Origin of the sequence: Sphingopyxis sp. SE2 (assembly GCF_032227185.1) — a bacterium.
Lineage (GTDB): Bacteria > Pseudomonadota > Alphaproteobacteria > Sphingomonadales > Sphingomonadaceae > Sphingopyxis.
Genome location: NZ_JAPMXW010000009.1, coordinates 424,552 through 434,353, shown reverse-complemented (window position 1 = coordinate 434,353; position 9,802 = coordinate 424,552). Strand labels below are relative to the sequence as shown.

Below are 9,802 nucleotides of genomic sequence, written 5' to 3'. Positions count from 1 at the left end.
TCAAAGGGATCCCATGGCCTAACCCCGCTTGGAAAATGATCGACAAGCGAGATTCGGCCGCTCGCGATGCTTGGTTCTATGAGTGCCAACGCCGCAAGATACCGTTCCTGCACGTGGCAAAAGCAAGAAAACACTTCTCGGTCCATTGGGACCATATCAGCTTGGATTCTGATTATGACCAGATGATCAGACAGTCTGCCGATGGGAAAATGGCAAGGGTTCTGTTCCGAACCTATCAACTGATCGCTTCTGGCCTTGAGCCTAAAAGCTTTTTCGATGGCGGGGCCTTGGTGGGGGATGTGACTGGCTTGTCTGAATCAAGCGCCCGGCAGATTGCAAATGCCTTCGCTCTCCTGCTTTTTCCTGGCAACGTGCAATCTGCTTTGGCTGCATAAGAAGATATTGGAAGCCGCGGAACCAGCGGCTTCAATACGCCACAACTCCATCAGGCCGAAATTCTGAGCTCCGTTCGCGTCGTGCAACAAGCCAGTGGTCCAAATCAGGCACGCTGCGGTGGACTTCATCATCGCCAGAAGCCGTCCTGTCTCTGGCCGTGCCGGTTGTCGTAATTCTCGCGCTGATCGTAGGCGCTCTTGCGGATACCCACCTCGACCCGCTGGCCGCCGACGTTGCGAATGTGGAGATCGCGCAGATCGACCTTGTTGCGCTGCGCCCAGTCTTTTGCCTCGCGCTCGCTGCCGAAAGTGCCTGCATCTTCGTAATCGAATGCCATTTCATGCTCTCCTTCATGTGGTGATTGACGGTCTGGAAGATTGGATGCGCAGGCGCAGGCTCATGCCGACTGCTTCTGGGCATTGGCGGATCGGGCTTGGGAAGGGCTGCCGCTTGAAATTGGAGTTGAAGTGCAGTTCGTCATGTAAGCGCTGATCCTCGGTCCATCTGGTGGTCGAGGCTGGCTTTGGCCGACCGGTGCTCCTTTATTTGCTGGCTGAAGCCTCGAGCCGACTGGAACGTGAATAACGCCAGCGCAACGGCGGCAGCACCGGCAATGAATGCGGTGATGTAGAAGCTCATTGCGGGAACATTCATCCGAGCCAGATATTGTGGGTCGTTGATCACACTCATCTCGTGGGCGAGGAGTATGATGCTGCCAAACATCAGGGCCATCCGGATCGCTATCGTGCCGGCGTGTGTAATCAGCCGGCTTCTCGCAATGGATTCGCGCTGGCGAGCCTCGACGATAGGGTCTGGCGTCGAATTGTACGCTGCTTCGGCTCTATCGGCCTTTCGCTTGCGCCATATGGCGCGCCCCTGGGCAACGAACTGGGTAAACTCTCTGGGTCCGTTGTTTTCGGCAATAAGCCGCTCAAGGTGCCGATACTCAGCCTCGGCGGCTTCCTGATTCCTATAATAGATTGCTGCACTGAAGACCGATTCCATTCTTGCAATGATATCGTGTAGTGTTTGGTTAGGGTTGAAACATTCGTTCACTCGGGGGTGCAGTACCCAGTCGTGCCACTGTTCGTATCGGTTGGTACAAGCAAAGTATGAGTTAGGGCGTGTGTCCCAGTCGATATAGCGGATCTTGTGGAAGCGATTTTGGCTCCGGTAAGCCGCAACCCGTTGACGGGCTCGGTGATGAAATGCTTCGACGCTCATCAACTGCAGCGGCCCGATCAGGGCCTCGATCTTTGCTAGGTGAGCGTCACAATTGTAGATGCAGTGCTGGAGGTGCTCGAGCGTGAAGTCTTCATAGAGCGCCTTTACCTCTCGCAGGAGCGCTCCCTCGTTCAGCATTTTTGAGGTCCAGCAATGGACGCCCGTTCTTTTACCGAGAAGTACATTAAGGGGGATATCGAGCTGTCGTCCCTCATCGCAGTATTGCTGGATCATCCTTGGTGCTGTCACGTCGCGAAATTCGGCATCGAGGCCGCGATTGACGAGAACGCGGATTTTGGTCTGAGAAAGCTCAAAGCAGCCCGCGATTTCTCGTACCGACTTTCCGGCCCTATGCTCTTTGAAGACCCGGCGTGCCAGATTGTTTGCCGCTTCGCCCTTCAAGTAGCTGTTGGGTGATCTGCGCTTGAACTCGCTCGTTTTCTGAACGGTACTTTGACCGCCGGCATTGCGGATGTGGAGATCGCGCAGATCAACCTTTTTGTGCTGCGCCCCGTCCTTCGCCCCACGCTTGCTTCCGACGGTCCCTGCGTCTTTGTATTCAAGCGCCATGCCTCTTCTCCTTCCTGGTTATGATGTTGACCGCATCTTTCCGGGGCTTTGCCCGACCCCTGCGCAGCGGGATAAAGGCAACGGCGCACCGCTCCCAAGGAGGAGCCGCCCGCTGCGCCACCAGCCTCACAAAGGCGGCCGCGATCGTGCCCACCAGAACTGCGACAAGGATCATCAGACCTATCGCCACCAACTCGGCGGCCATTTTCTGGTTATGGAGGGCGGCTCGCAGATCAGCGCATCCCTGAACCCCGTACGTATTGAGGTCGCAGACCACAAAGCTGTCCCCGCCAGCGGCACGCGCAATCTCCGAGAGTCCTGCCTCGTTCACCAGATTGGTCAGGGTCAGCTGCTGCGTGAGGTGAATCTCGAAAGTGTCTGAAGGCGGCGTGCCCGCTTTGGCATGGCCCATCTGTGTCACGATCTTCCTCCTATCGGCTGCGTTCGATGTTGCGTTCGGGCACATCGAGCTGGGGCGTTGCCCGAAGGCTCGCCGGATCGATCCGTGAGGCATTTGCTTGCCTGTCCTCGGGCGCCCTCAAATGATCGGGAATTGTGGGCCGGAATTCGCCAGCCTCGCGGCCGCTGCGCTTGGCCTCGACCTGCTTTTCGCCGAGGGTTTCGAGTGCGCTGGTCTTGTCGCCCGGGTTGCGGCCGATCTGTGCGAGAAGCCGATCGCGGTCGTTGGTGACGACTATGATGTCGTCGCGCACCCGGGTCATCATGACGAGCGCCAGACGCTGGTTCGACAAGTGCCTGGCCGATGAGTGCATCTCACCGATCGCCATGTCGCGCGTGTCGCCCTGCGCCTGATGCATGTTGATCGCATAGGCCAGGCCCATGCGCTCGAGCATGCGGTCATTCTGCTTGAGTTCTACGATCTCGCCTGCCTTGTTCTCGAGCGTGACGATCCCATCCCTGATCCCGAGGATCCTCGCCTCCTCGGACTTCATCAGCCCCCTGGCATCATCCTTTTCGGTCCAGCGGATCTTGTCGCCCTCGTAGATTGTCTCCTTGTGCTTTTCGGAGAGCCTCAAGGCATCGCGCTTGTCCGAAGGGTCGATCGCCGCCGGATCGAATTTGATCAGCTTGCCGCTTTCATCGCGCAGCATGACCCGGCCCTTCACGTCTATGCTTTCGACATCGTACCGCCCCCGAACAAGCCCTCCGGGGGCGTTCTGGCGCGTCACTTCGAGCAGCTGGCCCTTGCTGTAGGTCGAGGCGTAGCGCAGCTCACCACCTCGCTCGATGTGACCTCGCTCGCTTCGAGAAGCAGAAAGGCTTGCGGTGCAAACTCGGGCGGCCAGGTCTCGGCCGCAGCCCGCAATCGGGCATGGACCCGCCGTTTCTCGTAATCGATCGCGTTGGTGTAGAGATGATCCGACAGCCGGATGCCCGGCGCGATTTCGAGGCCCTGAGCGGCGCGCTTGAGGTGACGCATTTCTTCGCTGATCGAGCCTGCGCGCCTGCCGCTGGGCGGTAATTCGCGCAGGATATTCGAGCCTGCGCGTTCGAGCAGCAACCAGAGCAGCTTGCCGAGGCGCGGGATCGCGACGCCGCGTGAGCGGTCGTCGGGCTCTATGTCCTCTGGCCTCTGTGCAAGCTTCTCCGGCGCCTTCTGGTGTGCGCTGAACAGGCCTTTTGGAAGGCCGATGGCATAGAGCGAATCCTTCACGGTCTCGCGGATGCGCGGTGGCGCCTGCGGCAGATGAAACGGGCAGCCCGGCTCGTGGCCTGGCCGCGAGGTAAGACGCCGGAGGTAATAGGTTTCCTGAAAACTGAGATAGGCCGCGCTCATCAGCGGCGGCGGCCGCTCTGCCCCAAGGCAATCGCAGGCGATCCACTTGTGGTTCTCTCGCGCGGTCGAGACCAGTGAGACGCAAGCGCGGTGGTCGGCCTCGCTGCCCCGGCCTGTATACCAGCGCACCAGCGCAGCCTTCAGCTCGTCGCTGATGGCGACCCTGCCGGTCTTTCCTGTGGTGTCCTTACCTACCAGCCACATGCATGATGACGCCTTGACCCTGTCGTTTGTTCACGTTATGTTCATAATCTGCAGGAGCCCATGAATAATGAACAAGGTCTTTGATATCGGCAAGTTCGACCTCGATGTCACGCTGCGCGACGCGGCACTTGATCCCAATTGCCGTCCAACCAAGCGTATGCTCGCCAATGCCTCGATCGGAGTGGAGCCGTTCGATGCCTATTACTCAGCGCGCGAGCTCTATGAGACCTTGCAGGGCGTGTTTCAGGGCCTGCCCAATGCCAAGGCTCGGCTGACGCAGATCCTGTCCTGCCATTGCGATGACTATCAGCGCTGCCTCTACTATGCACTGGCAGGGCGCGGGGTTGTCCAGATGCTCGACGATCTCGAATGGCTCTTCGAGCTCCTCGGGCCGCGGTGCCAGATGTCGGGCCACATTCTGCGCTCGGGCCAGCACCCGGCACCGATGGTCAACCCTTACGTCTCGTCAGAGCCTGATGGCCCTGTTCCTGCCCGCAACGCCGACTTTACCGAAGGCCCATCGTGGTATCTCGATCCCGGCCTCGGAGGGATGATCGAGGAATAAGAGGCCATCAGTTATTGCGAAGGCCAAGTCGGTCGTCGTCATCAACAAGCGTGATGCGCCCGTCCCAGTCCCATAGGACAAGATTGAGCGCGTCTGCGGGGGCGCCGCGGGCGTAGCTCGGGACAACGATGCCAGCATAGCCTTGCGCGATCGCGGCCTCCGCCAGGTCCTGCGTCGGGACCGGCTTGCCGGAGAGCATCCGATCACGCCATGACGGGTCGGCGAGTTCAGCCGGTGTGATGCCGAAGGGATGCAATGCAGCCGTGTCCCGGCCATCGAGCAGCGGCCCGATGTCGGCCTGATAGGCCACCAGCGTGGTGGGCTGCAGCGTGCCAGCCTGATTGGCCTCGCGCAGCGCGGTCTCAGGGGCGAGGGAAGTATAGAGCGCCGTGCGCCCCATGCGATTGAACCGTCCGCCAAATCGGGCGGCCCCCTCCCCTGAGAGGGGTTCACGGGACCAGACCGGATTGTGGGCGCGGTAGAGCAGCCCGGTAAAGTGCATTGGACTAGGCGTGGACGCCGGCGTCGACCGCGTCGATATAGGTCAGCACGTCATCGGCCCGGTTGCTCTGCACGAGCTGCATGGCAGTCTGGCCCGAGAAACCCGGCAGTGGTTCCGAGCGGTACCAGGCATAGGCCAACAACGCCGAACCAAAGCGCGGCTCGACCTTGTTGAGCACCTCGACCATCTGGCGAAGGCGGCGCTGCGTCCGGTCGGACGCGATCCGGTCCTTGCGCTGGATCGCATCCTTGCCGAGGCCCAGCGAGCGTGCGAGTTCGTCGCTGGTCGTCCGCAGCGCGTCGACGATCTTGCGCGGAGCAAACGCGCCGTTGTCAGCGTAGTTTTGAATCGCCATTGCACTTTCCCATGAATTCTGACGCGATATAGCGTCAATATCTGCGGTAATCAAGGTTTGGGTGTCAAACCCAGCAGGTGTTCCCGTTTTGCCGAAGAGGTTACCCGCTCTTACAAAACCACGACCTGCAATTCGATCGCGCCGGCAAGGCCCTCTTCTGCAGGCAGAACGCAAAAGGGCTGGAGCTTGCTGTCCGTCCTCACCACGGCATGGCTCTGCCCGGAATTTGCGGTCATCCGAATGGCGACACGCTCGGCATTGGCGCGCCCGCACAGGATCGCCCTTCTGGGGTCCAGGCTCTGAGGCAGCATGATCACCTCCCGAGCGTTACGGCGTCGCCGGGAAGAATGTGCGCACCGCGCGCTTTGGGGGCACGACTTCAAATCGGCGCTCCATCAATCTGCTGATGCGAAACCGGCCTCGGCCATCGGGCGTGCTGAGTTCAATTTTCGCGCCGCGCTTTGTCACCCTGAATTCAGCGTGTTCGGTGCCGTCGGTGAACTTCATCGGTTCAGGCAGCCGGATCATGTCGCCATCGGCGATCTTGCGTTCCTTGAGCCGGAGCTGGCGGTAGCACCGGTTGCGCCAGTCGAGGGCATAAGGATGACTGGTTGGCCCCAACTCCTCCAGGACACTTCTGGGGCACCCGGCCTCCACCGGTCCTGAATTTTCATCCAGTCGGGTAGGATTGGTGCTGCTCATGGAGTCAGCCCTGATCCCCCCGCCGAACCGCACGTGCAGCTTTCACCGCATGCGGCTCTCCACTGTGACGAACCATCACTTTGCCGTAGATCGGGCAGGCGGCCTCTGTGAGTATCCCAGTGGCATTGCTCGCACAGGACCACCGTCCTGCGGGCGCGTGCCACCTTCATTCTCACGACAAAACCGCGGTGCGAAACATCGGCCATCCCCCGGATATGGTGCACCTGACACGGAACATCGGATCGACCGCAAGCCTCGCATTGCTTGGCATTCTGACGATCAACCCAGTCCGTACGTGAGTGGGTGAACACCTGCGTCCAAGGCTGGATATCAATCCTGGACGAGGTGGCCGGATCACGTTTCAGATGAGCCAGTTTCCAGACTTTGACCGATCGGGGCTGGCCATCGACGTCGTAGCCGATGGTGAATTCCTGCCCCGTCCTCATGCGGGCCACGACCGCTCGCACATTGGTTTTGTGCTTGCTGGCCAAGGTCTTGAACAAGCTCCACCGCTGGAGAAACTCAAGCCTGTTCAGCTTGAAGCTCACATCCTTGGCGAGAGCATAGTAGTTCGCAAAACCCCGCAATTCGGCGTTGTAAGCTAGGACGATCTCAACGTCGCTGCAGCTGAGCAGCAGGCTACGATGACGCGGCTTCAACACCGACAGATCACCATAACCTTTTGCAGAAGCGAACGCGTGGACCTTCTCCCAAGGGACATGCAGCTGCATCACTTCCGACGGCGGCCTACGAAGGAAGCTGACGGAACCTTGTCGGCTCCGGACAACCCGTTGGCGTGTCGTATATGTGCGGACCTCATATCCAAGGAAGGCGGCTCCATCGCTCGCCTTGCGGATACCGCTTTTCTCCTCGGACACCGTGAGCGCCAGCGCCTCGGTCAGGAATGCCCTGACTTCGGCGAACACGCTTCGTGCATCCTCCTTGCTACCGATAACCCCAATCATGAAGTCGTCCGCGTAGCGACAGTAACGAAGTCGGCGATAACCGGGGTCCATCGCGTCTCTCGACGGGATGGACCGCTTTTGCGGCAGTAAGGTTTGGATTTTGGCCAAGGAGGCCGCAACCTTCACCTCGTCGACATTGTCTTTGGCCCGCAGCATGGTGACGCGCTTCCGTTGTTTCTGGATGCGCCCAGCCAGTCGCCCATATTCCGGGTTCGTGGCACGGACCTTCCCCCTCTCGAAAGCCGCGATCCGTTCCGCCATGAACATATCGAGTTCATGGAGGTAGATGTTGGCCAAGATTGGAGAGACGATACCGCCCTGCGGAGTGCCGCTGTAGGTCCGGGTGTGAACCCGGTCTTCCATAACACCCGCCTTAAGCATGCTGCCGATCAAGCCGATGAATTTCTCGTCATCGATCCTTTTCCGCAACAGCCGCAGGAGGATGTCGTGGTCGATGTTCTCGAAGAACCCCGCGACATCCACATCTACGAGCCATTTCACCCCCGTCCATACGGCTTTGACGTGTTCAAGCGCCGTATGACACGACCGGCCCGGCCGGAATCCATGGGAGGCGTTCGAGAACACCGGTTCATAGATCCGTTCGAGCAGTTGCCGCGCCACTTCCTGAACGAGGCGGTCGTCGCGCGTGGGAATGCCCAGCGGACGCCGTTTGCCCTTGCCTTTCGGGATAAACACCCGACGCACTGGTTTGGGATCATAGGTCCCTGCCGTCACGCTGGCGATAATCGGGTCGAGGTCTTCCGGTCCGAAGTCCGCGAAGGTCTCGCCGTCAATACCCGGCGTCATCGCACCCTTGTTGGATCCGATCTTCTGGAGCCCCTCCTCCCAAAGGAGGCGAGACCCCATCAGACGATAGAGTCCATTCACCCTTTTGCCCGACGCAACGAGCGCCGGAATGGCCTCCAACCGGCCTTTCACAGTTTCTGGCAGCATCAGCACACCCCATGATCGGTGGTTGAAGAATCACAGCTGCCGCCCTTCCCCCGGTCTTCCCCGCTTTCGGCCCGATCGCTCGAGACCTTATACAGTTGCACCGCCGCCTCCGAAGAGGTCGATGTCCCGGGCATTACCCCGGGCATTTGAGTAATATGGCGGCTCCGTACCCATGCAGGCCGGCAGAAGCCGCCTGTTTAGGGCATCCCGTAGTTACGCTGAATGGAGATGCGGCGCGGTTAGGTGTCCCGTTCGTCCACTAAACCCCTCGACGAGAGGCGCACCGGATGGGCTGAGAAACAGGCGGCCAAGACATGAGACCGCTGTCATCATCCGGACCTGGCGTGACAGTCGCTTTCGCCAGTATCGCTATATAGATTGCTGCAGACTGGGATTTAAGCAGTGTAGCCTTCACCATACGCACCTTGCCCTGACCGTCATCGCCTCCATTTGCGACTAAGACGCATCTGGCCTTTTCCGAACATGCTATTGTTCCCCGTCCCTTTCGGGATTTCAGACCTTGTGAGGCCCGAGGTTAGTCCGGCGAGCAGAGGCATTCTCAACTTACCTCATCATCACTGATACTCCATTTCAGCGCCGCAACGGCGCACTGTCCTTGTAGCCGAACAGGAGGCCGTCGGCTGCCTTGGGGTTCCAGCGGACCAGACAGATCACCGCGGAGATGGCGTGGGTCTGGTTGTTCGGTCCATAGCGCTGGACAGCCGCGTAGTAGGCACCGGTTGTGGACACGCTTCTGATGACCCGGCATCCTTCGAAGGTGCCGGTTTCTTCATTCTCGCGCTCCCATGTGAGCTGATTGTCAAGATAGGCCTTGGGAGTGTCGAAGCCCCCCATTCCGGCACGGTGCATGTAAAGCCAGCCCATGCGTGTTCTCCTTCAGATGAGCCCCGGCTGCGCCGGAGGTGCGATCTTCAATTCGCGCGCGATCCGCGCCGTGAGTGCGGGAATGTCTGCAAGGGCGGTGATCGGCGCTTTGCGCATCACCGCGCCAGGCGGTTTCCAGAACGGGTTGCGCCAGGCGAGACCCGGCTCGCCGAACCTTTCCGGGCTGATCCGGACGTAGATCCCGTCGGCTTCCAGCACATGCTCGCCCGCGAGCTGTTCCTGTGAGGTGTAATAGCTGATGCGATAATCGGCGTGCTCGAGCCCGATCCCTGCTGCGATCTGGCGCAGCGCCCGCGTGCCCTCGCGCCGGTAGTGGCGCAGTTCTTCGGGACGATAGTCGATCCCGCGTTTGACCAGCGCAATGATCGCAGGCCTGTGTTTGAGCTCGGCAAGGCGTTCAATGCATTGGGACCGCAGAGCCTGGTCGTCTGCCTCACATTCGGTCGGCCTTCCGTCAGCAATGCGTTGAAGGTGGCGCGTCAGCAGCAGCACTGCCGGACAGGTTGCGGCCTGCCGGCCTGCCAGACGGACATCATCCACGGCCTCGTTCAATGCTCGCAGCGCATTTTCGAAGGTCGTCAGCCCATCGGGCTGGAGTGCGCGGCGGTAACGGTAATCAATGTCGCAGGACATGAGGCTTCCTTTCCATTGCAAGATGCAA

General features: G+C 59.9%; 14 protein-coding genes. 2 read left to right on the top strand and 12 right to left on the bottom strand.

Annotated features, from left to right (window positions below; all coding sequences use genetic code 11):
• A partial coding sequence (locus OVY29_RS24650; RefSeq protein ID WP_313912465.1) for a hypothetical protein occupies positions 1-395 on the top strand: 395 nt, incomplete at its 5' end.
• A 128-nt stretch (positions 396-523) separates the two neighbouring features.
• Here the strand turns inward: OVY29_RS24650 and OVY29_RS24645 are convergent.
• The 5 genes from OVY29_RS24645 to OVY29_RS24625 form a co-directional block, all read right to left on the bottom strand.
• Positions 524-733: a hypothetical protein gene (locus OVY29_RS24645; RefSeq protein WP_054136348.1), complete on the bottom strand. Its 210-nt coding sequence runs from the start codon at positions 731-733 to the stop codon at positions 524-526.
• 140 nt (positions 734-873) lie between these two features.
• The gene (locus OVY29_RS24640; RefSeq protein ID WP_058803396.1) at positions 874-2,190 is read right to left on the bottom strand and encodes a hypothetical protein; all 1,317 of its coding nucleotides are present in this window, start codon (positions 2,188-2,190) and stop codon (positions 874-876) included.
• The gene (locus OVY29_RS24635) at positions 2,180-2,611 is read right to left on the bottom strand and encodes a hypothetical protein (protein WP_152998738.1); all 432 of its coding nucleotides are present in this window, start codon (positions 2,609-2,611) and stop codon (positions 2,180-2,182) included. Before OVY29_RS24635 ends, OVY29_RS24640 begins: the two co-directional genes overlap by 11 nt.
• Positions 2,612-2,621: 10 nt before the next feature.
• On the bottom strand, positions 2,622-3,302 hold the full coding sequence (locus OVY29_RS24630; protein ID WP_313912464.1) for a hypothetical protein: 681 nt from the start codon (positions 3,300-3,302) through the stop codon (positions 2,622-2,624).
• Between the two features lie 74 nt (positions 3,303-3,376).
• On the bottom strand, positions 3,377-4,192 hold the full coding sequence (locus tag OVY29_RS24625; protein WP_313912463.1) for a hypothetical protein: 816 nt from the start codon (positions 4,190-4,192) through the stop codon (positions 3,377-3,379).
• Between the two features lie 67 nt (positions 4,193-4,259).
• On the opposite strand from OVY29_RS24625, the gene OVY29_RS24620 reads away from it, so the two are divergent.
• Positions 4,260-4,757: a hypothetical protein gene (locus OVY29_RS24620; RefSeq protein WP_058803380.1), complete on the top strand. Its 498-nt coding sequence runs from the start codon at positions 4,260-4,262 to the stop codon at positions 4,755-4,757.
• Positions 4,758-4,764: 7 nt separating this feature from the next.
• Here the strand turns inward: OVY29_RS24620 and OVY29_RS24615 are convergent, their stop codons facing one another.
• The 7 genes from OVY29_RS24615 to OVY29_RS24585 all read right to left on the bottom strand — a co-directional run bounded on the left by OVY29_RS24615 (position 4,765) and on the right by OVY29_RS24585 (position 9,795).
• Entirely contained in the window at positions 4,765-5,259 is a 495-nt protein-coding gene (locus tag OVY29_RS24615) for an RES family NAD+ phosphorylase (RefSeq protein WP_058456863.1), read from the bottom strand.
• Between the two features lie 4 nt (positions 5,260-5,263).
• On the bottom strand, positions 5,264-5,614 hold the full coding sequence (locus OVY29_RS24610) for an antitoxin Xre/MbcA/ParS toxin-binding domain-containing protein (RefSeq protein WP_054590611.1): 351 nt from the start codon (positions 5,612-5,614) through the stop codon (positions 5,264-5,266).
• Between the two features lie 110 nt (positions 5,615-5,724).
• Positions 5,725-5,925: a hypothetical protein gene (locus OVY29_RS24605; RefSeq protein WP_058456862.1), complete on the bottom strand. Its 201-nt coding sequence runs from the start codon at positions 5,923-5,925 to the stop codon at positions 5,725-5,727.
• A 16-nt stretch (positions 5,926-5,941) separates the two neighbouring features.
• Positions 5,942-6,316, bottom strand: coding sequence for a DUF6927 domain-containing protein (locus OVY29_RS24600; protein ID WP_156416647.1), 375 nt, complete (start codon positions 6,314-6,316; stop codon positions 5,942-5,944).
• Positions 6,313-8,235 (bottom strand): reverse transcriptase domain-containing protein, encoded by a 1,923-nt coding sequence (locus OVY29_RS24595; RefSeq protein ID WP_024018999.1) that lies wholly within the window; start codon positions 8,233-8,235, stop codon positions 6,313-6,315. Before OVY29_RS24595 ends, OVY29_RS24600 begins: the two co-directional genes overlap by 4 nt.
• Before the next feature lie 591 nt (positions 8,236-8,826).
• Positions 8,827-9,120, bottom strand: a complete 294-nt coding sequence (locus OVY29_RS24590; protein WP_066684523.1) for a hypothetical protein — start codon at positions 9,118-9,120, stop codon at positions 8,827-8,829.
• A gap of 12 nt (positions 9,121-9,132) precedes the next feature.
• A complete protein-coding gene (locus OVY29_RS24585) occupies positions 9,133-9,795 on the bottom strand; it encodes a hypothetical protein (RefSeq protein WP_231729645.1) in 663 nt (220 codons plus the stop codon).
• Between the last annotated feature and the right edge of the window lie 7 nt (positions 9,796-9,802).

Bases quoted from the DNA above. Each gene is read 5' to 3' on its own strand.
- OVY29_RS24645 (WP_054136348.1), bottom strand. From the start codon at position 733: ATGGCATTCGATTACGAAGATGCAGGCACTTTCGGCAGCGAGCGCGAG.
- OVY29_RS24640 (WP_058803396.1), bottom strand. From the start codon at position 2,190: ATGGCGCTTGAATACAAAGACGCAGGGACCGTCGGAAGCAAGCGTGGG.
- OVY29_RS24630 (WP_313912464.1), bottom strand. From the start codon at position 3,302: ATGCTGCGCGATGAAAGCGGCAAGCTGATCAAATTCGATCCGGCGGCG.
- OVY29_RS24625 (WP_313912463.1), bottom strand. From the start codon at position 4,192: ATGTGGCTGGTAGGTAAGGACACCACAGGAAAGACCGGCAGGGTCGCC.
- OVY29_RS24620 (WP_058803380.1), top strand. From the start codon at position 4,260: ATGAACAAGGTCTTTGATATCGGCAAGTTCGACCTCGATGTCACGCTG.
- OVY29_RS24615 (WP_058456863.1), bottom strand. From the start codon at position 5,259: ATGCACTTTACCGGGCTGCTCTACCGCGCCCACAATCCGGTCTGGTCC.
- OVY29_RS24610 (WP_054590611.1), bottom strand. From the start codon at position 5,614: ATGGCGATTCAAAACTACGCTGACAACGGCGCGTTTGCTCCGCGCAAG.
- OVY29_RS24605 (WP_058456862.1), bottom strand. From the start codon at position 5,925: ATGCTGCCTCAGAGCCTGGACCCCAGAAGGGCGATCCTGTGCGGGCGC.
- OVY29_RS24600 (WP_156416647.1), bottom strand. From the start codon at position 6,316: ATGAGCAGCACCAATCCTACCCGACTGGATGAAAATTCAGGACCGGTG.
- OVY29_RS24595 (WP_024018999.1), bottom strand. From the start codon at position 8,235: ATGCTGCCAGAAACTGTGAAAGGCCGGTTGGAGGCCATTCCGGCGCTC.
- OVY29_RS24590 (WP_066684523.1), bottom strand. From the start codon at position 9,120: ATGGGCTGGCTTTACATGCACCGTGCCGGAATGGGGGGCTTCGACACT.